The organism is Planctobacterium sp. R6 (assembly GCF_055755215.1).
The window spans coordinates 135,404-162,363 of the sequence record NZ_JBVTQY010000001.1; the positions used below are offsets into that span (position 1 = coordinate 135,404).

Consider the following 26,960-nt stretch of genomic DNA (forward strand, 5'->3'; position numbering starts at 1 on the left):
CTAAACTGCCCAAAGGCAACATACCGGCACGCTGAGCCCTTTAAAAAAGAGGCGGATCAGATATGCACCTGAACTTCGTTGACATTGGCCACCTGAGCTTCAATCTGTTTCTTAGAGCGGCGATTTTTAACCGATATGGTATCGCCTATGTTGCCATCCTGGAGCGCAATACCACTGGTTTTGATTTCCAGACCGCTTAATTTTGCAGTAATCACTATGGCATCACCTTTACACACAAAACACAACATATTTGCAGTGACAGGGCTGCCATCGCGGGTCCGTCGTTTTAGCCTGGCACCAATGACTTCGTTTTTGTCACTGAAGGTGCCGCCGCGTAAACGCCGTTTGTCAATTTTTTCGATACTGAGATTGTTCTCTGTTAACAAGGTGCCTGGTGATATTGTATCGGCCACTACGACCACTTCCTGCATCTCAGTCACCTGAGCACTCATGTAGTAAAACCAGCCGTTGCTGGGACAACTGATTTTTACCGTAATATTGGATTGTTGTAGCGATTGCGTACTGCTACTGGCCACCAAATCAACCGGGCAGACCGGGATGTGCACACGCTCGTCGACATCCCTAATGGTGATCTCGACATCGTTAATGTTTTCGACGTCAGCGTTTTGATAAACATAAATTTCAGCGGTTTCTTTGACTAAATCATGCATTAAATGTTTTTCTTGCGCAGCCGCTATATTGGTTGTTATAAACCATCCCAAAAGGGAAAGTTTTAGAGTTTTCTTGATGTTGGCGAAATTTTTCATGTTCACTTTCTTCCAATTTGGCTATGCTTAAAGACAATTTCTAAAAACAGTAGACAGCGTCAAAAAAATAACGCTGTGCGGATAAATTTCAATCACGTGAACAAGATAATCAAATATCGTGCCTGATTGGATAAATTAGAGGTGCTATATGGCGGGAATTTTAGATTCTGTAAACCAACGAACTCAGCTGGTGGGGCAAAATCGACTTGAGTTGCTACTGTTCAAGTTGAATAACCGCCAACGCTACGGGATTAACGTATTCAAAGTCAGAGAAGTGCTGCAATGCCCGCCTCTCACCTCGATGCCAAAACTCAATGCGCTGGTACGTGGCGTAGCGCATATTCGCGGCCAAACTATCTCGGTTATTGATATGAGCATGGCCACTGGCGGTAGAAAAATTGAAGACATTAAAAACAGCTTCATCGTCATCGCTGAATACAACCGCTCAGTGCAGGGCTTTTTGGTGTCTTCGGTGGAACGTATCATCAATATCAACTGGGAAGCCATTTTACCGCCACCCGAGGGCGCCGGGAAAGCGAGCTATTTAACCGCAGTAACAGAAGTAGACGGCGAGCTGATCGAAATTCTGGATGTTGAAAAGATCCTCAATGAAATTGCGCCTGCCAGAGAAGTGGTCAGAGAGGACATGGTAGAAGAGCTGGCCAGGCACGATGCCAGTCTGGATGACAAGATCATATTCATTGCCGACGATTCTTCAGTTGCCCGCAGTCAGGTTAAAAAAGCGCTGTCTTCTTTGGGACTTGAAATCGAAGCGGCCAAAGATGGACGGGAAGCACTGGAGCGACTAAAAGAAATTGCGGCTGAAACCGGCGATGTCACCGACAAAGTAGGCGTCATTGTCAGTGATATAGAAATGCCTGAAATGGATGGTTACACCCTGACTGCAGAAATTAAGAGCACGCCAGAACTGGCGAAGCTGCACGTGGTATTACACACTTCTTTAAGTGGTGTATTTAATCAGGCGATGGTGAAAAAGGTGGGGGCTGACGATTTTATCGCTAAATTTCATCCCGATGAATTAGCCACTGCGGTTAAAAAATGGTTGGATAAATCTGCAACGGAATAATGGTTCGTGGTGAATAAAACCTTAAGTGAAGACGACTACACCTTATTCAGCGAATTTCTGGAGCGTTGTTGTGGCATTGTTTTAGGTCCAAATAAACAATACTTAGTGCGCAGCCGGTTAGCGCCATTAATGCGTAAATATGAAGAGCCATCACTCAGCCAGGTGGTTAACGATATTATTAATGGCCGCAATCGCGGGTTGCGTGAAGACGCAATAGATGCGATGACCACCAATGAAACCCTGTGGTTTCGCGATCGGTATCCATTCGAATTGTTGAACAAGGAGTTGTTTGCCCGATTTTCTGAAAGTCGTCAGCCGGTTAAGATATGGTGTGCTGCCGCATCCTCTGGTCAGGAACCTTATTCTATTGCGATGGCGGCGGCGGAATATCAAAAGCAAAACAGTCGTTTTCCGGGTGTACAAATAACCGGTACAGATTTGTCTACTGAAATGCTGAGAAAGTGCAAGCAGGCGACGTATGATAACCTGTCTTTGTCCCGGGGATTGTCAGATGAACGCAAGCGCCAATTTTTTGAAGATACCCCCGAAGGCAACAAGCGAATCAAACCTGAAATTACCCGCATGGTGAATTTTCGCCAGTTGAACCTGTTAGATAGCTATGCAAATCTTGGCCGCTTTGACATGGTGTTTTGCCGCAATGTACTGATTTACTTTGCTCCGGATGTTAAAAGTGCCATTTTACAAAAAATAGCGACAGTGCTTAATAAAGATGGCGTGTTGTTCCTGGGCGCTTCTGAATCCATGGCAGGCCTGTCGTCAGATTTTAATATGGTCCGCTGTAACCCCGGCCTTTACTACACCCGAAAGTAACCAGCCACGGCTTTAAGGCACTGAGCCGGGTGTTTCAACTCCGGCTCAGAGTCGCTCATTTTCACTTTTCCTCTGTTGAGTTTCATTTTTGGCATGTGCTTTGCTTTCACTCCACTGTAAGTTTTTTGACGCTGTGGAGAGTCATCATGGCCATCAGTTTAGATAAGTTAACCGCATTGCATCATCGCGCAGTGTCTGTTCGACAGGATCGAATGGAACTGATCGCCGGTAATTTGGCAAACCAAAATACACCGGGGTACAAGGCGCGTGATATTAATTTTCAGGAAGCGATGAAAAGTGCATCCTACGAACAGCGTATGCACTTAAACCGCACTTCCACCGGCCACATTGAAGGCCAGATGCAAAGCGATCGCTTAATTACTTTTCGGGTACCTACACAACCTGACACTGGCGATGGCAACACAGTCGAATCTCAAATTGAAAAGAATAACTTTTTAGACAACGGCCTGCGTTATCAGGCCAGCCTGCAGTTTTTAGACGGCAAGTTTAAAGGCATGAAAAAAGCACTGACCGGAGGGCAGCAATAATGAGTTTATTTAATGTCATGGATATTGCTGCATCAGGTATGCATGCAGAAGGTATCCGATTAAACACGACCGCCAGTAACGTTGCTAACGCAAACAGCGTCAGCTCGTCTTATGGCGAAACCTACAAAGCACGGCATGCTGTTTTCGCAGCCGAAATGAAAAATGCCAGTGATGCACAGTCCCCATTGGGAACCAAAGTGAATGTCCTTGGTGTGGTGGAAAGTCAAAAACCATTGCAAATGGAGTATTCACCCAATCACCCTATGGCCAATGAAGACGGTTACATATTCAAGCCCAATGTCAATGTTGTGGAGTCTATGGCAGATATGTTGTCAGCATCTAAAGCGTATGAAGCAAATGTGCAGGTGGCGGATACAACTAAACGTATTTTCCGTCGGGTTATGATGCTTGGTCAGGGTCGATAGGAGAAGAATATGGACGCTATTCGAGACAGATTATTAAACGATGGTCTTTACTGGCAGGACGAAGGGGTACCTGTTGCTGATCCCAATGCCAATTCCCAGTTAACACAGGAAGATTTCTTTTCTTTGCTGACTGAACAGCTCGCAATGCAGGACCCCACCAAGCCGGTAGATAACGACCAGATGGTGGCGCAGATGACCAGCTTTACTATGGCTGACAGCTTATCGCAGTTAAACGATAAGTTTGATGAGTTTGCAGCATCAATGAATTCCAATCAGGCATTACAGGCCACCAGTCTCATCGGACAAACAGTGTTAACTGAGTCCAGTGTGGGTACTACCTGGCAGGATGGTGCAGTCAGTGGAGCCATTATTGCCGATGCTCCTGTGGAAGACATGAAAATTCAAATCCTGAATGAATATGGCGAAGTGGTGCGTGAGATTGACGGTGGTAATCATGATGCAGGAGCTATTTCCTTTGGTTGGGATGGCACTGACGCAGATGGAAACCACATGCCGCGTGGAAAATACAAAGTTGAAGCCACTGGTACGGTAGATGGCTTAAACACCCAACTGAATGTTCAGATGAACGCCCAGGTGACAGGTACAGCCGTTGCCGCTGAAAACGTCAAAGACATGAAAATCATCGTCGAAGACAGTATTGGCCAGGTATTGCGCACCATTGATGTGGGCAGTCAGCAGGCTGGTAATATTGAGTTTGGTTGGGACGGAACCGATGATGCTGGCAATATTTTGCCGCCCGGCTCCTACAAAATCAAAATCGAGGGTGAGGTTAACGGTCAAACCGAATCTATCCCATACGGAATTAATCGCAGAGTAGAAAGCGTCAGTCTGGCCGGTGCCGGTACTTCAGGCGTGGTACTCAACCTGGCGGGTGATGAGAGTATCCGCCTATCAGATATTATAAATGTCGGCTAATTAACAGGAGAACGAGCAATGTCATTTAATATAGCCCTGAGTGGTGTCGCTGCCGCTCAAAAAGACCTGGATACCACGGCAAACAACATTGCCAACGTTAACACCGTGGGATTCAAAGAATCACGTGCCGAGTTTGGCGATGTTTTTGCGTCATCACTTTTAGGTGGTGGTCGTACTAAAGTCGGTGATGGTGTAGTCACGCAGGAAGTTGCCCAGCAATTCAGCCAGGGCAGTTTGCAGTTTACTAACACCGCACTAGATTTAGCCATTACCGGAAACGGCTTTTTCGTGACGGTGCCGGATATATCGTCACAAGACTTTACCTATACCCGGGCAGGTCAGTTCAAGCTGGATGAAGATAACTTTGTGGTTAACTCACAGGGAGACAACTTGTTGGGCTTCCCGGTTAACAGTGATGGCACTTCTTCATCTATCGCGCTGAGTACTGCTGAGCCGGTGCAGATCCCCGATTCATCGGGTAATCCATCGGCGACTACAGAGGTGGATTTAAGAATGAATCTGCCGGCTGGTGATCCGGCGCTGGACCCCGATGATTTTAACCCCAATGACACTACTACCTATAATGCGTCTACATCGATTACTATCTATGACTCATTGGGCGAATCTCATATTCAAACTTTTTATTTTATTAAAGACGAAAACGCCGCCAGCAATGAATGGTTAGTGGTAACCTCAGTCGATGGTGAGTTTTACGACTATACCAACCCCGACGGTACGGTGCCTGCAGATCCAACTATCCCAAATGATGGTCCGGTAGCCGGTGTAGACCAAAACTATGTGGGCTTTGGACAATCCTTAACCGGACCCGGTGGAGCTACCGGCACTACGGGTGTTTGGGCAACCCGCTTAGTCTTTGATTCCAGTGGTGATTTTACTCAAGTGCAAGCCGCTAATGGCTCTTCTTTACCAACAGGGACTGCCGGTGACATATTATTGCCAACAACGGTTGCCCTGACCGGGCTGACGTCAGGTGCTGATACAGCGCAGACATTGGCAATCAATTTCAATCTGGACACCAACGGAATTGGCGACAACGAACCCACCCAGTTTGCATCTTCTTTTGAAGTGACTTCACTGGAGCAGGATGGTTTGCCGGTAGGGCGCTTAACAGGCATTGATATCGGTCCGGACGGTCTGGTGCGTGCAACTTTCTCTAATGGTACCTCTGAGCCTATCAGTCGTATTGCATTGGCGCGTTTTTCTAACGAGCAGGGCCTGACTCAAAATGGTAATGCGTCCTGGAAAGAAAGCATCTTGTCTGGCGAAGCCCTGGCGGGTGAGGCTACCACAGGTACTTTCGGCGATATCAACTCCTCCGCACTGGAACAATCGAATGTTAACCTGACCACAGAGCTGATTGACATGATTATTGCTCAACGGAACTTCCAGGCGAACTCGCGAGCACTGGAGATTAACAACGCTCTGAATCAGACTATTCTGGGTATTCGATAAGCTATTCTTTGTTCTGTTATCAAAGGCCACTGTTCTGTGGCCTTTATTTTATCCGCTCTTATCTTCCTGGCATGATTAATGCTTTTATCCTGTTAAGTTAATAACAGGTCAAATAACTGTCATGGATAAAATGCTCTATATTGCCGCCTCGGGTGCCTCGCAAGACCTTCTGGCAAGCGCGGTTCGGGCCAATAACCTGGCCAATGCGCAAACTACCGGTTTCAAAGCAATGATGGAACAGGCCCGTGCCATGCCGGCATTCGGCGACGGTTTGCCGACGCGGGTGTTCGCCATGACGGAAAGTCCGGCCAATCGCTATGATCCGGGCGCCATGGTTCAAACTAACCGCGATCTGGATATTGCCGTTGAAGGGAACGGCTGGTTTGCAGTACTGGATAAAAATGGCGGTGAGGCCTATTCCCGAAATGGTAGCCTGCAAATGGGGACCAATGGAGAATTATTGGATACCCGGGGCAATCAGATAGTGGGTGAAGCGGGGCCAATTTTCCTGCCTATACCACTTTCTAACGTGAATGTTGCGCAAGACGGTACCATTTCTGTTCGACCTCAGGGCGCTCCTGCCAATGTGCTGGAGCCGGTAGGTCGCATCAAATTAGTTAAACCCGACCTGAATAATTTAGAACGCAGCCAGGATGGCTTGTTTCGCCTGCCAGATGGCGAACAGGCTGACCAGGATTTAACTGTTGGTATCAGAACCGGCTTCCTGGAGGCCAGTAATGTCAATCCCATTGAAGAGATGATGGGCATTATCCAGTCGCAACGTCATTACGAAATGCAGGTGAAGTTTATGAAGCAGGCAGAAGAAATTGATGAGCGCGGTACGCGACTGATGATGATCATGTAATGGCTTAACCGCATCAGGCAACAACGATTTTGAATATATCTGAAAGCATAAGGCTTTCGAAATAAATGAGGAGGTGATTTATGCACCCGGCATTGTGGATTAGTAAAACAGGATTAGACGCGGCACAAACAGACGTGTCTGTCATTTCAAATAACCTGGCCAACGCCAGTACGGTCGGTTTCAAAAAGGACCGGGCAATATTTGAAGATTTGCTGTACCAGAACATTAACCAACCTGGTGGTCGCTCATCTGCGGATACTGAATTGCCGTCAGGTTTGATGGTGGGAGCGGGCAGTAAGGTGGTTGCGACGCAAAAAGCACACACCCAGGGCAATATGCTGACGACTGAAAACTCGCTGGATATGTCGATTCAGGGCAGAGGTTTTTTTGAAATTTTGCAGCCGGACGGTTCGATTGCCTATACCCGGAATGGTCAGTTTACCCTGGACGATACCGGACAGATTGTGACCCCTGGTGCCGGCTTCCAGTTGCAACCAGCCATTACTATTCCGGAAGATGCGCAGCAAATCACTATCTCTCAGGATGGTGAAGTGTCAGTACAGGTGCGAGGTCAGGCGGCACCTACTATTGTGGGGCAGCTGAATATTTCTGATTTCGTTAACTCTGCGGGTTTACAACCCATTGGACAAAATCTTTATGTCGAAACAGCCGCCAGTGGTGCGCCTATACAGGGAGTTCCCGGACTGAATGGACTGGGCACTATCCAACAAGGTGCTTTGGAAACCTCCAACGTTAATGTGACGGAAGAATTGGTCAACCTGATTGAGAGCCAGCGCTTATATGAAATGAACTCCAAAGTAATTTCAGCGGTGGATCAAATGTTAGGTCAGGTTATCCAGCAATTATAGAGGTGATCTAAGATGAAAATGCTCAATGCCCAACAGGCTCTGATTGCTTCGGCTGCATTACTGATGACGGCCTGTCAATCTACTGTTCCCGTCGATCCGCGGCCCAATGATCCCTTTTTTGCGCCGGTCGTGCCAGAAATGCCTGTGGAGCAAATCTCCAATGATGGCTCCATATTTAACGCTATACATGCCAACAGCTTGTATTCAGACGCTAAGGGCAGACGTATTGGCGATATTATTACCGTCATTCTGCGGGAAAATACCTCGGCGACTAAATCCGCCAGCACCACATTGGAACGGGAATCTGAAATTGACTTTGACCCCATCACCGGACCTGGTGGTGGTAACTTAAATTTGGGTTTGGGTGGTGATTTTCAACTGAATTTGGGTGCCACTAACGACTTTGAAGGCGATGCCTCAGCGAACCAAAGTAATAATCTTAGCGGTAACATCTCCGTAACTGTGGTGCAGGTGATGCCCAACAACAATCTGATTATTCGCGGCGAAAAATGGCTTACGTTAAACAATGGCGATGAGTATATACGCCTGACCGGTATTGTCAGACCGGCTGACATCAATCCGGCGAATGAAGTTTTATCGTCCAAAATAGCTAATGCCAGAATTCAATACAGTGGCACGGGTAGCTTTTCTCAGGTGCAGCAACAAGGTTGGCTTGGCAAGTTTTTTGCTTCTACCTGGTGGCCCTTTTAATTTTTTGACGTATTGAGGCAAGTGAGGAACTACATCATGAATCGTTTTACCATCGTTTTAGCGCTGACAGCAATGTTGTTGAGCACTTCAACCTATGCGCAAAAAATCAAAGATGCGGTTTCTATTTCCGGCGTTCGCAGCAACCAATTAATCGGTTATGGTTTAGTGGTTGGTTTGCCGGGTACCGGCGAGCAAAGCCCTTTTACTGAACAGAGCTTTCGCGCCATGCTATCTAACTTTGGGATCGCTCTTGCCAGTAACGTCAGCCCTAAGATTTCCAACGTGGCTGCGGTAGCGGTACATGCTGATCTACCGGCATTTGCCAAGCCGGGCCAAAAAATTGACATCACAGTTTCTTCTATCGGTGAATCGGAAAGTTTGCGCGGTGGTACGCTGATGCAAACCTTCCTCAAAGGTATGGACGGCAAAGTCTATGCCGTCGCGCAGGGCAGTTTAGTGGTCAGCGGCTTTGGGGCAGAAGGTGCTGATGGCTCCCGAATTATCGCCAATACACCTACAGTTGGTCGCATTCCCAATGGTGCCGTCGTGGAGCGCTCCGTTCCCAGTGGCTTGATGAACGGCGACTTTTTAACCCTGAACCTCAATTACCCCGATTTTTCTACGGCTAAAATCCTGGCGGATACAATCAATCAACGTTTGGGTGCCGATCCTGATAAAGGGTATGTCATTGCAACCCCGATTGATGCTGCCTCAGTACGGGTCTCTGCGCCACGTGAAGTGGGCGCCCGGGTTGGCTTTTTAGCCACTATTGAGAATTTCGAATTTGAACCAGCTGATGCACCGGCGCGCATTGTTATCAACAGTCGCACCGGCACCATTGTTATTGGCGAAGATGTCCGGCTTAAACCGGCTGCAATTACCCATGGTGGATTAACGGTCACCATTGCTGAGACGCAAACCGTTTCGCAACCTAATCAGTTTGCAGAAGGCGATACCACGGTAACACAGCAGTCGATTGTGGATGTGAATCTTGACGATACCCGCATGTTCAAGTTTGACCCGGGGGTCAGTCTCGATAACCTGGTTCGGGCCGTGAATGAAGTCGGTGCTGCGCCTGGTGATCTGATGGCCATTTTAGAAGCGTTACGCGAAGCCGGTGCCCTTCAGGGTGAGCTGGTGATTATTTAGGGTGACATGATGGACTCTATGAATCACGTGCAAACACAAATTCAGCAGGCGCGAAATGCTTACGACGTGCAAAGCCTTGATGCGTTGCGTCAGGGGGCACAAAAAAATGACAAGCAAGCGTTAGAAGAAACCGCCAAACATTTTGAAGCTATTTTTGTACAAATGATGCTGAAATCCATGCGGGCCGCAGAAGATGTGCTGGCGGATGAAGACAGCCCGTTTAATTCCCAGGAAGTGCGATTTTATCGCGACATGCACGATCAACAATTGGCAACGAATATGTCAGCCTCTGGTAGTGTCGGCCTGGCAGAGTTGATTGTGCAACAATTGGATCCTCAGGGCAGTAATGTCATGCCAGCTAACGCAATTCGCAATGATGGCAACCTGTCCTCCATTAATGACTTTAGTCGCGCCAAAGTGAGTATGGCTCAAAGTTCCGCAATACCCGGAAATCATGCGGTTGCTAATCTGGCACCGGAAAAACGTCCCGGATTCGAGTCGCCCGAAGACTTTGTTAAGAATCTGATGCCCATCGCTGAGCAGGCAGCTGAAAAAATTGGCTTAGATCCCAAAGCGATGGTGGCTCAGGCCGCAGTAGAAACCGGCTGGGGCCAGTATTTAATTCATTCAGGTGACGGTCAAAATTCCCATAATTTATTTGGGGTTAAAGCGAGTCGGGGTTGGCAGGGCGATAAAAATTATATTGATACGCTGGAGTTTGATAATGGGACAGCCCACAAAACTAAAGCAGCGTTTCGTTCTTACGGCTCATTTGAAGAATCTATGAACGACTATGTCGAGTTTTTGCAGTCCAGTCCGAGATACCGACAGGCGCTGGAAAAAGCCGACGATCCCCAAACCTATTTTAGTGAATTACAAAAGTCCGGGTACGCCACGGACCCCAGCTACGCTGAAAAAGTGATGTCAGTGTACAACAGTCAACGGTTAAGCGGCGAGGACCGCCAAATTAATACTATGAGGTCTGCGTTATGATCCAAACGGATATTTTTACTATTGCTACCTCTGGCTTAAATGCCCAGCAAGGGTTGCTAAATACTACCGCCAATAACATTGCCAATGTTAATACTGAAGGTTATATACGGCAACGCGGCGCGCTTGAAGAGCAAAGTGTTGGCGGTGTGTTATTGGGGAACGTGGAGCGCGTTGTTGATAAATTTGCTCAGGAACAATATATTCGCGATACCTCTGCGTTAGGTGAGGCGGAGCAATATCTGGACAAACTCAATCAATTGGACAACATCTTTGCCAGTGAAGCTATTAGTGCGGCAGAGGGGATGAGCCGTTATTTTGCTGCCTTGCAAACAGCCAATGATGATCCGAATAATGTGGCCGCCAGGGAAATAGTACTGGCTGAAGCTGAAGCCATGGTCAAACAGTTTAATAACCTGGACGGTTATTTAGAAAACAGTGTTGAGGTGGTTAATCAGGAGCTGGATGATAAACTGGAACAGGCCAATGATCTTATTGCACAGATCGCAGAATTGAATACGCAAATTAAAGCAACGCAATTTGCACCGCAAACCTCCGGCTCAGAATCCGTCAAAAACCAGCGTGACAAGGCCATTGTGGAATTGTCTGAATTAGTTGAAGTTACTACGCAACAGCGCACAGATGGCTCAACACTGGTGTTTATGAGTACCGGTCAGGCGCTGGTGTTAGAAGATGGTTCGTTCAATGTATTCAGTGAAAATGGAAACCCCGATCCCACCTATAAAGACCTGGAGTTGAGGGTTGCCGGAAAAGAGAATATTACCATACCACTAAGTGATGATGATTTAGGTGGTCAGATTGGTGGTTTGATTCGCTATCGGGATGATGTACTGGAACCCAATGTCCGTGAGTTGGGACAAATCGCCCTGGCGTTGACAGATGCAATGAATGAACAGAACAAATTGGGCATGGATCTCGATAATGAATTGGGCACTGACCTGTTCACCACGCCTGTATTTGGTGCTTTGACATATGAAGACAACACTACAACCACCGGGGTCAATGCCCGTATTCCTGATGGTGGCGGTGGTGACATTACGTCTGCTGATTATCAGATTACCATTGATGCGGTTACAGCAGGTCCACCTGATACCGTCGATATTACTATCGCATTATTAAATGCAGACGGCTCTGCGGTTACCGATAGTAGCGGTGCAGCCATTACCCAGACGGTGACAGGGGTTGCCGCAGCAGGCGGCACTTTTACCACCATTCCGGCAGGTAATATTGGGGGAGATTTAGAACTTGAATTCCCGGATGGCGCAGGTTACGCCGCAGGTGATCAATTCTTATTGCAACCCGCTAAAGAGGCGGCGGGGGCCATTGCGATGGCCACCAACCGGCCCGAAGATTTAGCGTTAGCTTCGCCAATTCGGGTTGAGTCTGATCTGAATAACCTGGGTACAGCGTCGGTTTCGTCAATTACGGTTACTAACACTGAGGTCAGTGCCGGTACCGACGGTTCTGCATTTGATGGCGCGGGTGGCATTCAGGGACCTGGTGCATCACCACATGGCGGTGGGGATGGCGCGCCAACAACGATTGTATTTACAGCGGCTGATAGTTTTGAAGTACGGGATTCCGCCGGCACGGTGCTGGCGACGGTGAATAACGCTACATCCCTGGAAAACCTGTTGCAGCAGGCAGCGGCAACACCATGGGATGCCGGTTTTACCGGCCAGGATGATTATCCTGGTTATGATCTGAGCATCGAGGGTGTGCCACAGGCAGGCGACACCTTTACCATTGCGTACAACACCAATGGCTTTAATGACAATAGCAATGGTCTGGAGCTTGCTGCATTGCAGGAAGCAGATACCATGTTGCGGGGAAATGACGGCAACAGCACACAGGTTACCTTTCACGAAGCCTATGCCGGTATCGTTACCGATATTGGCTCAAAAACGGCCAGTGCCAATGTCGAATATGATGCTGCTGTGGCAATGGAGCGTCTTTCAAAAGAATGGATGGACTCTGTTTCCGGGGTGAACCTGGATGAAGAAGCGGCCGATCTGATCCGTTTCCAGCAAGCTTATGCTGCATCCGCCAGGGTCTTGACCACAGCACAAAGTTTGTTCCAAACTATCTTAGGTGCAGTGAGCTAATGGCACAATTTAGGCAATTGATCATCGCGGGGATATTGATCATCGTGGAGAGAATGTCATGAGGATATCGAACAACCAAATATTTGATCGGGCCATCAATGGCGTGATTGATAATCAAATCGGTTTATCTGAAACCCAGTTGCAGTTATCTACCGGCAAAAAACTGATTACCCCATCGGATGATCCTGTGGGGGCTGCCAGTGTGTTGCGTCTGACTGAAGAGTTAGATCAGATCACTCAGTACAATCGCAACAATACACTTTTACAAAATTCCCTGTCGCAGGAAGAAGCGGTACTCAGTAATGTCACCAGTTCAGCCAACAGAGCCAGAGTGCTGGTGGTGCAGGCGGGTAATGGTATTAATACCGACGAAGACCGCACCGCTATCGCTGGTGAGCTGGCACAGATCCGCGACGAAATCTTTGATTTAATGAACAGTCAGGATGCCAACGGAAACTACATTTTTGCCGGTAATCAGTCTGACTCTCCGGCGTTTGTTTACAATGCAACCGCCACCGGAAATCGCTATGTGTTTCAGGGGGATGACGGGCAAAACAAGTTGCAGTTATCCAATAATGTCACGGTTGCGGGCAGTGATTCTGGCAAAGATGTTTTTGAGAATGTGCTGGCGAGATTAACCGGAACCGTTACCGGTGGAACAGCGAATGCCAGTGTAAAGGTTATTCAACAGGGCGAGTTCGATAATTTTCACAAAGCTAATTATGATGCGGTTACCGCCGCAAATAACGTTTTCACCGGTACAGTGAATGGGGCCGGGAATCAGATAACCTTTGACGATCCGGACGCAACTACCCTTAATTTTACTTCGGGTGAGCCCTTTACCTTTAAAGGGGTTGAGTTTACGGTTACCGGTGGGGCTGCCAGTACCGTGGAATTTACTTTATCTCAGCCGGAAAAGAAAAACCTGGCTGTGACGCTGGATGAAATTGTAGCAGCGTTAAATGATCCAACAGTCAGTGGTGACGCCCTCTCTGAAGCGCTAAATGATGCATTGGTGGGACTGGACAATGGTCTCAAGGAAGTGTCTAACACCGTGGCTACAATAGGTGGACGTGTAAAGGTTGCCACTTCTGTTTATGAGTCTAATCTGGACCTTGAAATTGCAAACAAAGATGCCCGTTCTAAAATTGAAGATGTAGACTACGCTGAAGCAATTTCAGAGCTGAGTAAACAGGAAACCGCCTTGCAGGCGGCGCAACAAACCTTCGGACGGGTAACTAATTTATCACTGTTTGATTATATATAAGTCAGTGTAATTTACTCATCTTTGACTTCAAATTGAGCCAGATAAATCTGGCTTTTTTGATCTTCATGACTGGAATAGTAAGACAAAAAGAGAGTCTTGTTGTGCAGTACCAATCCCGGATAGCTGTTATCGCCAGCCGATGGTAGTGTGGTTATTTTCCTGAGCTGTTTATCCTTCAGGTTTAATCGTAACAATGCCGTTGAGAATCGTTGGTTTTGCCAGATTCTGCCGGCCAGCCACACTTCCCCGTTATCACCGGGCTGCATACAAGGGCCACCCAGATAAAACCCAAGGTCGTGCCATTGCCACCGTTTAAAGGGCCAGTTTGAATAACCTAATTGTGCGCTGCAGGAATCGGCATCTCTGCGCACAATTGCCCAGGCGATATTGTTGGAGAAAAACAAATCACTTTCATTTGGGTATCCCAGTTTGTGTTTTTCTAAACTCAACACGTCTGGCTGATGAATGTGAAATGAACCGACAGGATCACCGGAATACAGGTGTACACTGTTCGCTGCGCGATTATAGGCAAAGCCAAAGGCCTGGTGTTGCGTTTTTGAGCTGGTTGCATGTCTTTGCTGATGCCAGCGCATTCGCCAAAGCCACCAATTTTTGTGGCCCAATGTTGTTCTCGAAGACCAACTGTTTCCATTAGCAGATTGATACACCAGCGGCTGGCTGTGAAGGTGCTTGCCCATGGCATCAAAGATGCGTTGATAGGCCAGCAGCATGAGGGTGTTTTGTGGTGTTACTGATAATTTAGGGTCGCGTAAATCAGATGACACTTCGCGAATCGTATCTTTTGCCAGTACATTACCTTCTAGGTCCAGTTTCAGAATAGCAATGTGGCCATCATTACTGATGTGATTTAACGCCTCCCGAAAACAGCAATACAGATGTCCCCGCCAAAAACAAAGATCCGTGAAAGCGCTGTGAGTGGCTGTGCCTGAGATTTTAGTAACGGTGTAATGCATAGCGATAAATTTGTTTTTTGCGGATAGTAACAATTTATCGCCTTAAGCGGGAATATTGATTGTGTTTTTCCGCACGCCAGTTTTCAGCTCGGCTGACCCACTAAATTCAACATTACAAGTCACTGTTTTATATATATTTCTCAAAAAAGTACAAAAAACCTTCAAGGAAATTTTTACCAGTACGATAACCCTAAGTGAGAGAGCCAGTGACAATCACTTAATAAAACCAATAAACGGGTGATTGTTGAATATTAACGATTTGACTGTACGACGACAGTCACCGGTAAAGCCCAAATACCTCACAAGCTGATCCGGGTCGAGAGTGTAGGAGAGAGACAAATGTCTTTATTTGTAAATACTAACGTATCTTCATTGAACGCCCAGCGTCAATTATTCGATTCAGGCAACGCCCTATCAACTTCATTTGAGCGTTTGTCTTCCGGTTTTCGTATCAATCGCGCTGCAGACGATGCCGCCGGTTTACAGATTACTGACCGTTTTACCTCACAAATTCAGGGCCTTGACCAGTCAGTGCGTAACGCCAATGATGCGATTTCACTGGTACAAACTGCTGAAGGCGCGTTAAACGAGACCACCACGTCATTGCAACGTATTCGTACTTTGGCCATTCAGTCTCAAAACGGTATCAATTCATCTGCTGACAGAACCGCTTTACAGCAGGAAGTTACCGCATTAGTTGCAGAATTATCAAGAATCGGTGCCGATACACAATTTGCTGGCAATGCCATCTTAAGTGGTAGCTTTTCCGCGACGTTCCAGATTGGTGCCAATGCCGGACAAACTATTGGTGTTAACCTGTCCCGTACCGGTGGGTTTGGCGCATCAGGTTTAGGTGTCGGCACAGTTGATATCTCAACAGCTACGGGTGCTTCAGGTGCATTGACTGCAATTGATACGGCTATTTCAACCATCGGTGCACAGCGTGCATCTTTAGGTGCCTTGCAAAACCGTTTCCAGTCTACAATCCGTAACCTGAGTAATGTATCAGAGAACCTGTCCGGTGCCCGTTCACGTATCAAAGATACGGACTTCGCTACTGAAACAGCTAACCTGACGCGTAATCAGATTATCCAGCAGGCCAGTACCACGGTACTTGCACAGGCTAATCAGCGTCCGCAATCAGCGCTGTCACTGTTGGGTTAATCATCCAGGGTGGGTTGAGTATCCGAGGTGGGTTAATAGCCCGCCCGCTATTTTTGATTGTGATTTGTGTTGTCGGTATGCATTCCGAGCCACAAAGAATACAAGGTCGGAAATTAGCCGTCCTGCAGGAAATGTGATTTCTTTGTTCTGATGAGCGAATGCTGCATTACAGAGGCACATTTTCCAAAGTTTTGCTCACTTTTCCTAACGTCCGGGCAGCTGGCCGAAGCATAAATGCTTCGGCTTTTTTCGTCTTTTATTAGTACTCAAAAAATTCCATTCTGCTATGTTCCACGGAATAACACAGGTAACCACAGCGGTACGTTGGGTTTTCATCCTTGCCGTGAATAATCCTTCCTTGGCTCGCTATTTTTACGGTGATTTTTCAATAAAAGTCTTTAAATACAAAAGATTAAAAAAAATGTCATTTTTTGTTCAAGGTTTAAGAACTGCAGGCGATAACCTTATGTGAGAGAGCCAGTGCAACAGTTTTATGATATTACCCATATTTAAAGCTGTTGTTGTTTTAAACTTTTAGACCTGTTCCACAGGTCAGATCCCAGATCTATATTTACCCAATATAGCTGGATCGAGAGTGTAGGAGAGACTTCATGTCTTTATTCGTTAATACCAACGTTTCTTCACTGAACGCTCAGCGTCAGCTGTTTGATTCAGGTAACGCGTTATCTACTTCATTTGAACGTTTATCTTCAGGTTTCCGTATCAATCGCGCCGCAGATGATGCTGCCGGTTTACAGATCACTGATCGTTTTCAGTCTCAAATCGAAGGTCTTAATCAATCTGTTCGTAATGCTAATGACGCCATTTCACTGGTGCAAACCGCTGAAGGTGCATTATCAGAAACGACAACTTCATTACAACGTATTCGTACGCTGGCAATTCAGTCTCAGAATGGTATTAACTCTTCTGCGGACAGAACGGCTTTGCAACAGGAAGTTACCGCTTTGGTAGCTGAACTGTCCAGAATCGGGACTGACACCAACTTTGCGGGCAACAATATTTTAAGTGGTTCATTTTCTGCCACTTTCCAGATTGGTGCCAATGCGGGTCAAACTATCGGTGTAAACCTGTCACGTTCAGGTGGCTTTGGTGCATCGGGTTTGGGTGTGGGTACGGTCGACATATCTACTGCTACGGGTGCGTCAAGTGCGCTAACTGCCATTGATACAGCAATTTCTACAATTGGTGCTCAGCGTGCTTCATTAGGTGCTCTGCAAAACCGTTTTCAGTCTACTATCCGTAACTTAAGCACGGTTTCTGAAAACCTGTCTGGTGCTCAGTCGCGTATCAAAGATACTGACTTTGCAACTGAGACTGCAAATCTGACACGGAATCAGATTATTCAGCAGGCCAGTACTTCGGTACTTGCGCAGGCAAACCAGCGTCCTCAGTCAGCGTTATCTCTGTTGGGATAAGCTAAAAAAGGATATCTTGCCAGGAGGTAGTGTGAGAACTTTTTGAGCAAGAATAATAAAGAGCCAGCCAACGTGCTGGCTTTTTTGTGTCGGTGATTTAATGAGAATTTCGCGTCAAAAAAGTGACATTTATGTGTGGGTTAACGTATTGAAAATAAAGGGAAAAATAAAATAAACAAAAAATAGTCAAAAAAAAGTTAAAGGAAAAATTTAGTACTGACGATACATAGGCAAAGGCACTGAGCAATCAAAAACAAAAATAAGCCGGGCCTAGCTAAGTAAAGAACAACAAAAACACCTTACTTAGCAAACGAGCAAACGCTCAAATTAATATTAAAATCGTTAGGAGAAAAAAAATGGGTTTATTCGTAAATACCAATGTTTCATCATTAAATTCACAACGTCAGTTATTTAACTCTGGTAATGCACTTAGCACATCTTTTGAGCGTTTATCTTCGGGTTTTCGTATCAACAGGGCTGCTGATGATGCCGCCGGTCTGCAGATCACTGACAGAATGACCACCCAGATTCAAGGTTTGGATCAATCTGTTCGCAATGCCAACGATGCGATTTCTCTGGTGCAGACCACTGAAGGTGCATTAGCTGAGTCGGTTACCGCGTTGCAGCGTATCCGTACCCTGGCAATTCAATCACAAAATGGTATTAATTCATCAGCAGACAGAACCGCCCTGCAACAAGAGGTGACGGCGCTGGTCGCCGAGTTATCCAGAATTGCCACGGATACTCAGTTTGCCGGAAACAATATATTGTCGGGAACTTTCTCTGCACAGTTTCAGGTGGGGGCTAATGCCGGACAAACAATATCTGTCAACTTGTCTTCAGCCAATGGCGCAAGTTTTGGTGCCTCTGGTCTGGGCGTGGGCACAGTTGATATAACCAGTGCCGCCAATGCGTCTGCCGCACTATCCAATATTGATGTGGCCATCTCGTCAATTGGTGCGCAACGTGCAGAGCTGGGTGCTTTACAAAATCGGTTCCAGTCAACAATCCGTAATTTAGCAAACGTATCTGAAAACTTGTCTGCTGCGAGATCACGGATCAAAGACACTGACTTTGCCGTTGAAACTGCCGAGCTGACACGTAATCAGATCATTCAACAGGCCAGTACAACGGTTCTGTCACAGGCTAACCAAAGACCACAATCTGCGCTAAGTTTACTGGGATAGAGTTAGGTAGATAAGAAAGCTCGCTTTTGAACCCTCAATCTCAGGGAAGAGATTAAGTCGCCGACTTACGAGACCAACGCCAGGAGGTAGTGTGAGGTATTGAGGTATAGGCCATCAATCCCGCAAGTCGACGAAGAGCTTTCGCTCACTCTATAGCATAGGACTTTGTTAATCAGTTTCCCAGCTATTTGTCAGTCAAAAAATTAACTGACAATAATTATAAAGCAGTAACTGTGCCAAGATTAAAGAATTTGATAACTTTTGACAGTAAAAGTCGGTCGACAACAACAAATTATCACAAAAGAGGAGGTGCAAAATACGGGGCTTCGCGAATAATCTTTATATGTAAATCCAATGGGTAGAATTTACATATAAAAAGCACTGATAAAAGTTGAGCGAAAATACGCTTTTGAAAGTTTAAAACAGTATGGCTCTTATACCTTTTTAACTTCCGGCTTAGCTTTTTAGTATTATTCGTTTTCAGGCAACTGAATCAGGTGACATAGCATTGACGCAGTGAAAATTAATGGATTTCCTGACGTGTCACTGAGTAACCAGGGTAGCGTTTTTAATGAGGGTAGGAGATGAGAGGCCGCCTCAGGAAACGCCGACTAACAGGATCGAGAGTGTAGAAGTATGGTTGAGAGGCCAGTATTCCTTCCCAAACCTGCAGTCGGGCGACAAACATTAACATCGGAACATATTCCGACAAAACAACAAATACAGGGGCGAATCATTTAGGCAACGGGAAATTTAACAAGCCACGGTGCTGACCTAAATTCTGACCTATAATAAATATAAAACGCCGACTGACAGGATCGAGAGTGTAGAAGTATGGTTGAGAGGCCAGTATTCTTTCCCAAATCCCGCAGTCGGGCGACAAACTCTAACATCGGTAATCATACCGATAACGGCACGCTGCAAGCCAGGATTCAGTCCGGCATCAGGTGTCACCATCGGCTTAAAATCCGATATACAATCCGGTTTTTGTTTCACTGAAAAAATAACACTATAAAAATCAGTGAAAACGCCGACTAACAGGATCGAGAGTGTAGAAGTATGGTTGAGAGGCCAGTATTCCTTCCCAAATCCTGTAGTCGGGCGACAAAACCCTATTGCTCGTTCTCCTAACGTGAGCAATTTGGCCAGGTCTTATGACCTGGCTGTTTTTATATCTCTTCATGTAACATCATCATCTGTGTCAAAACTTTGAACAATTGAGTGATATCTGTCACTTGCTGAATACAAAGCACATCCCATGCCAAAATTTAAATCTTTGTAAATTTTTAACCGGATTTAAGTTCTGGATTCTGTCTGTCCCAGGCAACCAAATAAGATATGTCTCCCCAAACCAGCGCATAGTCTTATTTTTTCTTGCAAGAAAAAATTAATTAAAACAATGGTTTATGTTTTGTTTAAAAAAACTTTAAAAAAAATAAAAAAATTTCTAAAGAACCTCAAGAGATTGCCGATACCTATTGTTGAGGGGTATTGCGGGTTTTGTTTTTAAGGTTTCGAGTGAGGTCGAAACACTAAGGGCAAAACAAGTTTAACGTCAGCACTCTCGACTGACAAAAGTAGGCGAACCAGTGGCTCTCTCTATAGTTAATTGGTTCTCAGGAGGTATAACATGGGTATTTTTGTAAATACAAACGTTTCGTCATTAAATGCGCAACGTCAATTATTTAGCTCAAATGAAGCATTAAACACATCATTCGAAAGATTGTCTTCCGGTTTTCGTATAAACCGGGCATCCGATGATGCGGCGGGTCTGCAAATCTCTGCAGAATTAACCAGCCAAATTCAGGGTATTGATCAGTCTGTTCGAAATGCCAACGATGCGATTTCTTTGGTCCAGGTAGCTGAAGGTGCACTGACCGAAAGTACAACGTCACTTCAACGAATTCGTCAGTTGGCCATTCAGTCGCAAAATGGTATTAACTCTTCTGCAGACAGAACCGCTTTGCAACAGGAAGTAGCGGCGTTGGTGTCAGAATTGTCGCGCATCGGTACTGATACACAATTTGCGAATGTTAATATCCTGAATGGTGGCTTTTCTGCAACGTTCCAGGTCGGCGCAAATGCAGGTCAAAGTATTGCAGTAAATCTTTCCCGTTCTGGTGGTTTTGGTGCATCAGGTCTGGGAGTTGGCACAGTGGATATTTCTACTGCAGCTGGTGCATCGGGTGCATTAGCGTCGATAGATACAGCGATTTCTGCAATAGGTGCGCAACGAGCTTCTTTAGGTGCTTTGCAGAACCGTTTTCAGTCAACAGTTCGAAATCTGGCCAGTGTCAGTGAAAACCTGAACGCCGCACGTTCACGTATTCAGGATACTGATTTTGCTTCTGAAACAGCAAACTTAACCAGAAATCAAATTATCCAGCAGGCCAGTGTGTCGGTGTTGAGTCAGTCGAATCAGCGTCCGCAAACGGCTTTGGCATTGTTAGGATAGTTGCTGTTGTATTGATTTTGCCTGATTGCAATGCCGGTAACCGGGATTGCAATCGCTTTTACCTAACAGGAGGTGAAAGATGGAAATTGATTTAGCACAATCAGGTTTTAATGCTAATCTGGCACAAAATACACAGCCCGCTGTTGTAAGACGCCGAGAGGAATTACAGGCCGAAAGTGACAACGCAAATGGTGGTGAAAGTCGCGCCGCCAGTCGTTCAAATTTTCGCGAAGTGCCTAATGTTTCAAATTCTCAGGTCGATAACAATAGTGAAGGTGAAAATGCTTCGATACAGGACATTGAAAATGCCGTATCTGAAGTCAGAGATTTTGTGCAGTCTCAAAGAACGAATCTAAACTTTTCGTTTAACGATGACTCTAATCGTTCAATCGTACAGGTAACAGATTCGGATACGGGAGAATTGATCAGACAAATTCCTTCGGAAGAGGTACTGGCATTGTCAGACCGAATCAGAGGGTTACAGTCTGATGTGGGTGAGGCCGTAGGAGTACTGTTTAGCAAAGAAGTCTAGTAGAGGTAAATCATGGGCATTCAGAGTTTAGGGGTTGGTTCAGGCTTAGCGCTTGATGATCTGGTTACTCAGTTGATAGAAGCTGAGCGAGCTCCCAAAGAAGAGCGTTTAAATGAACGTGAAGAAACTCTGGATGCCACTATTTCTGCTATAGGTTCATTAAAATCTAAAGTGGACGAGTTCCAGGATGCGGTTGAAGAGTTGAAAAACAACTACAACCTGAACGCTCGTGAACCCACTATAGATCATCCCACTTCTCTCGAAGAAGGTGAAACCGGTCCATTTACGGTGGAGGCGTCCACCAGTGCTTTGGAGGGGAGTTATAAGATTTCTGTCGCACAATTAGCGGCAGGTACCGAATATCGTACTGCTGATGGCGAGTTTTCGTCCACGACGGATACCCTGTATACCGGTGCAGATACTACGGTTTCCTTCAGTTTTGCCACTTCCAGCGATAGTTTCTCGGTTGACGTGACGTCGGGAATGACATTGCAGCAGTATGTCAGTGCCATCAACAATTCCGAAGACAATATTCAAAGCGACGGCACCACCAAGCTGGTTAATGCGATCTTACTGGACACCGGCACTGCATCAGGTCCCAAGATTATTTTCGAGTCTCTGATTACTGGTAACGGTGATGACCTGCGCATTGTCAATGACAGTGACGCTGCAGAACTTACCTCGGTGACCAGCCATTCTTCGGCGCTGGCCGCCGACCAGGACCTGAGTACAAATGCCGGCACCAATGCGCCTGTAGCAGCGGTTAACGCTCAGGCTTATGTGAACAACATTCTGGTTGAAAGCAGTACTAATGAGTTTGAGAATGTTATTCCGAACGTTTCATTCGAAGCTTTTGAAGTGTCAGAAACTGATGCCAGTACCGCCACCGGTTTTGCTGCTTCATCGGTGACTATCGGTAACGATAAAGAAGGTCTTAAATCTAAGATTCAGGATTTCATCGATAGCTATAATTCACTAATCGATGAAATAACCCGATTGACACGCTATGGTGAATCCGAACTGGAAGACGATGGTGCGTTAGCGGGTGATTTTATGGTACGGGGATTGCAGAATGGGATCGCCAATGTTTTGACGACCAGTGTTTCTGGTAATAATTTGGGCAGTATTTTTAACTTTGGTTTATCCTTTGATGATGATGGTAAGTTAGAAATCAGTGCCGTAGATGAATTTGGCATTGGCAGCGGCGAAGAGCGGTTGGATGATGCATTAGAGGACAGCTTCGATGAAGTGGCTGATGTCTTTACTAATAGCAATAATGGCGTAGCGAAGACGTTGTACGATTTTCTCTACGAGTACACCACGTTTGGTGGTTTACTACGAGACAGAGAATCAGAGCTGAAAGATGAAAAAGAGCTTTTGGCGGACGAGCGCGAAGCATTTGAGTTAAGAATGTTATCATTCGAACAAATCCAACGTAATAAATATATTGCGCTGGATAAAACCGTTTCTTCATTAAATAATACCGGTAATGCATTGTTTGCTGCATTGGGCGGAATTTAAGTGGTAAAGGTGAAAAATGGGTTTAAAAGGTATACAGGCTTATAAGAAAGGCAGTTTAAAACAGGACTTATCAACCGCCGATCCTCATAAAATCACATTGATGCTGATGCAGGGGGCTTTGGAAAAAATTGCCATGGCCAAAGGGAGTATCGAACGCAAGGAGTTTGAATCAAAGGCTTTGCATTTGTCCAAAGCCACATCAATCCTGGTGAATCTGCGGGATACCATTGATTTAGAAGTGAAAAGTGAAGTAGGCGAAAACCTCTATGCTTTGTATGATTATATGATCCGCCGTTTAACAGACGCCAATATTCAGAATAGCTTGAAGATCATGGATGAAGTGATTAACCTCATGCTACCTATTAAGAATGCCTGGGCTGAAATTCCTGAATCTGCCAAACAGGAAGCATACGAAGCTCAGCGTCAAAAACGCCAAGCAGCAGTTTGAAGACAAACATACCTAAATTTTCTGACCGGGAGCCGGAGTCGCTCCGACAAAACTCCGATGCCATTAAGTCAGTATTAATGGCAGAGGAGCTGGATGCTGAAAAACTGCAGGAAGTCGTCGAGGCCCGGGAAAAGCTTATCGTCAGTTTTTTACAAGATAACGCTGCGGCAGATAAAACGTTATTGCAAGAGCTCTTGCGAACTAACAACGAACTGACTACTCTTGTTAATGGCCTCAAGAATGAGCAACAAGACGTTCTGGTGGGCTTTTTACGAAATCGCAAAGCTGTAAAAAAATACAAAAAATAATTATAAAAGTTGCCCATCAATAATCCGTTTGGGTCAAGTTTAAAGGTATCTTATGTTTGATGGTAAGAGCGTTTTAATTACCGGTGGTACAGGTTCTTTCGGCCACCGTTTTGTGTCCCATCTCCTTGAAAAATACAAGCCTCGAAAAATTATTGTTTACTCCCGGGACGAACTCAAACAGTTTGAAATGCAGCAGAAGTACGATGCCAAATGCATGCGTTATTTTATTGGTGATGTTCGCGATAAAGAGCGCCTTAAGGCAGCGATGCGTGATGTGGATTATGTGGTACACGCCGCCGCGCTAAAGCAGGTACCGGCTGCAGAATATAACCCGAATGAATGCATCAAGACTAATATTCACGGTGCACAAAATGTGATTGATGCTGCGATTGAGTCCAATGTTAATCGCGTTATTGCCCTCTCTACCGACAAAGCGGCGAATCCGGTCAATCTCTATGGGGCAACTAAGCTTGCGTCTGATAAGTTGTTTGTCGCGGCCAATAACATTAGTGGTGCCAAGGGGCCGCGTTTTTCTGTGGTGCGCTATGGTAATGTGGTTGGTTCAAGGGGCTCCGTTGTTCCATATTACGAAAAACTTCTAAAGGAAGGGGTTTCTGAACTTCCTATTACACACGTCGAAATGACCCGTTTCTGGATAACCCTGGATGAGGGGATTGCTTTTGTAGATAAGAGTTTCAGGCGCATGCGTGGTGGTGAGATATTTGTGCCGAAAATCCCTTCAGTAAAGATTACTGATTTGGCCTATGCCATGAGCGGTAACGAGCAGTTTGACGTGATTGGTATTCGGCCTGGGGAAAAGTTACATGAAGTCATGGTGCCAGAAGAAGTGGCGCATCATTCACTGGAGTTTCACGATCACTACGTCATTACACCACCCATTATCTTTTTTGACAAAGACATTAACTATGCTGAAAACAAGTTGGGGGAAACTGGCGAGCCGGTTGACGATAAATTTGAATACAATTCGGGCACTAACCCGCACTTTTTAAGCCATGATGAAATTATTCGCCTCAACAAAGAAAACTCATGATCCAGTATGGAAAACACAACATCATAGAAACCGATATCGAAGCGGTCTGTGATGTATTGCGAAATCACCATTTAACACAAGGTGCTAAAGGTCTGGAGTTCGAAGAGGCGCTCTGCAAATATACCGGAGCGGCACATGCTGTAACGGTAAATAGCGGTACATCAGCATTGCATATCGCCTGTCTGGCTCTGAATATTGGGGAAAAAGATCTTGTATGGACTGTACCCAATTCTTTCGTTGCTTCGGCAAACTGTGCTCTTTATTGCGGCGCAGAAATTGACTTTGTCGATATTGACGTTGACAGTCGAAATATCGACACGCAAGCCTTGCAAGCCAAATTGTATCAGGCAAAACAACGTGGGCGTTTGCCAAAGGCGGTAATACTGGTGCATTTCGCCGGGTTATCCTGTGAAATGAAGCTGATAAGCGAAATCCTCAAACCATTTAACATTGCCATTATCGAAGATGCCTCTCATGCTTTGGGGGCGAGTTTCGAAAATGAGCCGGTGGGCAACTGCAAATATTCTGATTGCTGTATTTTCAGTTTTCATCCGGTGAAATCGATTACTACCGCGGAAGGCGGTGCTCTGATGACTAATAACGAGCAGATAGTTGCTGTTGCTCGCTCTTTTGCAAAGCATGGCATCACTCGTGATGTTTCTTCCTTTTCGCAGTTTATTGGTGAGCCCTGGGAATACGAGCAACAAAATTTGGGATTTAACTATCGCCTGAGTGATATTCAGGCAGCTTTAGGTATATCTCAGTTACACAGGTTGAATGAGTTTATCCAACAGCGCAAAAAGCTGGCTGAACGCTATCAGAAATTATTGGCGGATCTTCCGCTCAAATTGCCGGCTTTTTATGCACATATTCAATCAGCCTGGCATATTTATGTGGTGGAACTGCAGCATCATAATAAAAAACAAGTGTTTAATATGATGCGTGAAAGGGGGATTGCACTCAATGTGCACTACATTCCTATTCATCTGCAACCTTATTATCGGCAATTAGGGTTTAATGCAGGTGACTTCCCGATTGCTGAACAATATTACAAAATGGCATTAACTTTGCCTCTTTATCCGGACTTGTCAGAATCCGAACAGGATTATGTCGTTGCATCATTAAAAGAGGTTTTAGTTTGAAGCTTGCAGTCATACCCGCAAGAGGTGGAAGTAAACGAATTCCGGGGAAGAATATCAGGCTATTTTCCGGGAAGCCTTTAATTAATTACTCCATTGAAGCAGCCATTAACAGCCAGTTGTTTGACAAGGTTATCGTGTCTACCGATTGTGAAGAAATTAAAGCCTTGTCTTTATCTCTCGGTGCCGAAGTGCCATTTTTACGACCAGAGCACTTATCTAATGATATTGTTGGCACACGTCCGGTTACCAATCACGCCATCGAATATTGCCGTGAGCACTTTTTTAACCCTGAATATGTGTGCTGCATTTATGCGACTGCACCATTTATAGAACAATCTTACCTTAAACAGGGGCTGGAGGCTCTGGAAGCCAATGAGCGATTAGATTTTGCGTTTTCAGTGACTACTTTTCCTTTCCCGGTACAAAGAGCATTGGTAAAGGATGCGGCCGGGGTAAAACCTATGATGCCGGAATTTATCAACAAGCGCTCGCAGGATCTGGAAGAGGTGTATCACGATGCCGGTCAGTTTTATTGGGGGAAGGGAGAGTCCTGGTTATCGGGTAAAGTCGTATTTTCGGCAAACAGTTATCCCGTTGTATTACCCCGGCATTTAGTTCAAGATATTGATACACAAGAAGATTGGATAAGGGCGGAGCTAATGTATCGCGCTTATGTTCAGGATCGTTAAGGAGCATAC

General features: G+C 45.8%; 26 protein-coding genes. 24 read left to right on the forward strand and 2 right to left on the reverse strand.

Features of this window, described 5'->3' with window-relative positions:
- Window positions 1–56 precede the first annotated feature (56 nt).
- The gene (gene flgA / locus AC0J20_RS00575) at window positions 57–671 is read right to left on the reverse strand and encodes a flagellar basal body P-ring formation chaperone FlgA (protein ID WP_473020202.1); all 615 of its coding nucleotides are present in this window, start codon (window positions 669–671) and stop codon (window positions 57–59) included.
- A 244-nt stretch (window positions 672–915) separates the two neighbouring features.
- Here flgA and AC0J20_RS00580 point away from each other — a divergent pair, with 244 nt between their 5' ends.
- From AC0J20_RS00580 to flgL, 13 genes are all read left to right on the forward strand, one after another.
- Window positions 916–1,854 carry a chemotaxis protein CheV gene (locus AC0J20_RS00580; RefSeq protein WP_229529522.1) on the forward strand — a complete coding sequence of 313 codons (939 nt, stop codon included), beginning with the start codon at window positions 916–918 and terminating at the stop codon, window positions 1,852–1,854.
- Window positions 1,855–1,860: 6 nt separating this feature from the next.
- Complete coding sequence (locus tag AC0J20_RS00585) at window positions 1,861–2,685, forward strand: CheR family methyltransferase (protein WP_229529521.1); 825 nt, start codon at window positions 1,861–1,863, stop codon at window positions 2,683–2,685.
- Between the two features lie 146 nt (window positions 2,686–2,831).
- Complete coding sequence (gene flgB, locus AC0J20_RS00590) at window positions 2,832–3,233, forward strand: flagellar basal body rod protein FlgB (RefSeq protein ID WP_229529520.1); 402 nt, start codon at window positions 2,832–2,834, stop codon at window positions 3,231–3,233.
- Window positions 3,233–3,658, forward strand: coding sequence for a flagellar basal body rod protein FlgC (gene flgC, locus AC0J20_RS00595; protein WP_229529519.1), 426 nt, complete (start codon window positions 3,233–3,235; stop codon window positions 3,656–3,658). The genes flgB and flgC overlap by 1 nt, the downstream gene beginning before the upstream one ends.
- 9 nt (window positions 3,659–3,667) lie before the next feature.
- Window positions 3,668–4,594 (forward strand): FlgD immunoglobulin-like domain containing protein, encoded by a 927-nt coding sequence (locus AC0J20_RS00600; RefSeq protein WP_229529518.1) that lies wholly within the window; start codon window positions 3,668–3,670, stop codon window positions 4,592–4,594.
- A gap of 18 nt (window positions 4,595–4,612) precedes the next feature.
- Window positions 4,613–6,067, forward strand: a complete 1,455-nt coding sequence (gene flgE, locus AC0J20_RS00605; protein ID WP_229529517.1) for a flagellar hook protein FlgE — start codon at window positions 4,613–4,615, stop codon at window positions 6,065–6,067.
- Window positions 6,068–6,188: 121 nt separating this feature from the next.
- On the forward strand, window positions 6,189–6,932 hold the full coding sequence (locus tag AC0J20_RS00610; RefSeq protein WP_229529516.1) for a flagellar basal body rod protein FlgF: 744 nt from the start codon (window positions 6,189–6,191) through the stop codon (window positions 6,930–6,932).
- Between the two features lie 80 nt (window positions 6,933–7,012).
- The gene (gene flgG, locus AC0J20_RS00615) at window positions 7,013–7,801 is read left to right on the forward strand and encodes a flagellar basal-body rod protein FlgG (RefSeq protein ID WP_229529515.1); all 789 of its coding nucleotides are present in this window, start codon (window positions 7,013–7,015) and stop codon (window positions 7,799–7,801) included.
- 18 nt (window positions 7,802–7,819) lie between these two features.
- A complete protein-coding gene (flgH, locus tag AC0J20_RS00620; protein ID WP_473020394.1) occupies window positions 7,820–8,512 on the forward strand; it encodes a flagellar basal body L-ring protein FlgH in 693 nt (230 codons plus the stop codon).
- A 36-nt stretch (window positions 8,513–8,548) separates the two neighbouring features.
- Window positions 8,549–9,661, forward strand: a complete 1,113-nt coding sequence (locus tag AC0J20_RS00625) for a flagellar basal body P-ring protein FlgI (RefSeq protein ID WP_229529514.1) — start codon at window positions 8,549–8,551, stop codon at window positions 9,659–9,661.
- An 18-nt stretch (window positions 9,662–9,679) separates the two neighbouring features.
- Complete coding sequence (gene flgJ, locus AC0J20_RS00630) at window positions 9,680–10,654, forward strand: flagellar assembly peptidoglycan hydrolase FlgJ (RefSeq protein ID WP_473020203.1); 975 nt, start codon at window positions 9,680–9,682, stop codon at window positions 10,652–10,654.
- Window positions 10,651–12,777: a flagellar hook-associated protein FlgK gene (flgK, locus tag AC0J20_RS00635; RefSeq protein ID WP_473020204.1), complete on the forward strand. Its 2,127-nt coding sequence runs from the start codon at window positions 10,651–10,653 to the stop codon at window positions 12,775–12,777. The genes flgJ and flgK overlap by 4 nt, the downstream gene beginning before the upstream one ends.
- A 58-nt stretch (window positions 12,778–12,835) precedes the next feature.
- Window positions 12,836–14,044 carry a flagellar hook-associated protein FlgL gene (flgL, locus tag AC0J20_RS00640; RefSeq protein WP_473020205.1) on the forward strand — a complete coding sequence of 403 codons (1,209 nt, stop codon included), beginning with the start codon at window positions 12,836–12,838 and terminating at the stop codon, window positions 14,042–14,044.
- An 11-nt stretch (window positions 14,045–14,055) separates the two neighbouring features.
- Here the strand turns inward: flgL and AC0J20_RS00645 are convergent, their stop codons facing one another.
- Entirely contained in the window at window positions 14,056–15,051 is a 996-nt protein-coding gene (locus AC0J20_RS00645) for a hypothetical protein (protein ID WP_473020206.1), read from the reverse strand.
- 306 nt (window positions 15,052–15,357) lie between these two features.
- On the opposite strand from AC0J20_RS00645, the gene AC0J20_RS00650 reads away from it, so the two are divergent.
- From AC0J20_RS00650 to pseF, 11 genes are all read left to right on the forward strand, one after another.
- Complete coding sequence (locus tag AC0J20_RS00650; protein WP_229529509.1) at window positions 15,358–16,182, forward strand: flagellin N-terminal helical domain-containing protein; 825 nt, start codon at window positions 15,358–15,360, stop codon at window positions 16,180–16,182.
- Between the two features lie 611 nt (window positions 16,183–16,793).
- A complete protein-coding gene (locus tag AC0J20_RS00655) occupies window positions 16,794–17,618 on the forward strand; it encodes a flagellin N-terminal helical domain-containing protein (protein ID WP_229529508.1) in 825 nt (274 codons plus the stop codon).
- A 356-nt stretch (window positions 17,619–17,974) separates the two neighbouring features.
- Window positions 17,975–18,805 carry a flagellin N-terminal helical domain-containing protein gene (locus tag AC0J20_RS00660; protein WP_229529507.1) on the forward strand — a complete coding sequence of 277 codons (831 nt, stop codon included), beginning with the start codon at window positions 17,975–17,977 and terminating at the stop codon, window positions 18,803–18,805.
- Window positions 18,806–20,435: 1,630 nt separating this feature from the next.
- The gene (locus AC0J20_RS00665; protein ID WP_473020207.1) at window positions 20,436–21,260 is read left to right on the forward strand and encodes a flagellin N-terminal helical domain-containing protein; all 825 of its coding nucleotides are present in this window, start codon (window positions 20,436–20,438) and stop codon (window positions 21,258–21,260) included.
- A 79-nt stretch (window positions 21,261–21,339) separates the two neighbouring features.
- Complete coding sequence (locus tag AC0J20_RS00670; protein ID WP_473020208.1) at window positions 21,340–21,792, forward strand: flagellar protein FlaG; 453 nt, start codon at window positions 21,340–21,342, stop codon at window positions 21,790–21,792.
- Window positions 21,793–21,804: 12 nt separating this feature from the next.
- A complete protein-coding gene (gene fliD / locus AC0J20_RS00675) occupies window positions 21,805–23,313 on the forward strand; it encodes a flagellar filament capping protein FliD (protein WP_473020209.1) in 1,509 nt (502 codons plus the stop codon).
- 16 nt (window positions 23,314–23,329) lie between these two features.
- Window positions 23,330–23,761, forward strand: coding sequence for a flagellar export chaperone FliS (gene fliS, locus AC0J20_RS00680; protein ID WP_229529503.1), 432 nt, complete (start codon window positions 23,330–23,332; stop codon window positions 23,759–23,761).
- A complete protein-coding gene (locus AC0J20_RS00685; protein ID WP_473020210.1) occupies window positions 23,758–24,069 on the forward strand; it encodes a hypothetical protein in 312 nt (103 codons plus the stop codon). The genes fliS and AC0J20_RS00685 overlap by 4 nt, the downstream gene beginning before the upstream one ends.
- 52 nt (window positions 24,070–24,121) lie before the next feature.
- Window positions 24,122–25,120, forward strand: a complete 999-nt coding sequence (gene pseB, locus AC0J20_RS00690; protein ID WP_473020211.1) for a UDP-N-acetylglucosamine 4,6-dehydratase (inverting) — start codon at window positions 24,122–24,124, stop codon at window positions 25,118–25,120.
- Entirely contained in the window at window positions 25,117–26,262 is a 1,146-nt protein-coding gene (gene pseC / locus AC0J20_RS00695) for a UDP-4-amino-4,6-dideoxy-N-acetyl-beta-L-altrosamine transaminase (protein WP_473020212.1), read from the forward strand. The genes pseB and pseC overlap by 4 nt, the downstream gene beginning before the upstream one ends.
- Window positions 26,259–26,951, forward strand: coding sequence for a pseudaminic acid cytidylyltransferase (gene pseF, locus AC0J20_RS00700; protein ID WP_229529499.1), 693 nt, complete (start codon window positions 26,259–26,261; stop codon window positions 26,949–26,951). The genes pseC and pseF overlap by 4 nt, the downstream gene beginning before the upstream one ends.
- The last annotated feature ends 9 nt before the right edge of the window (window positions 26,952–26,960 follow it).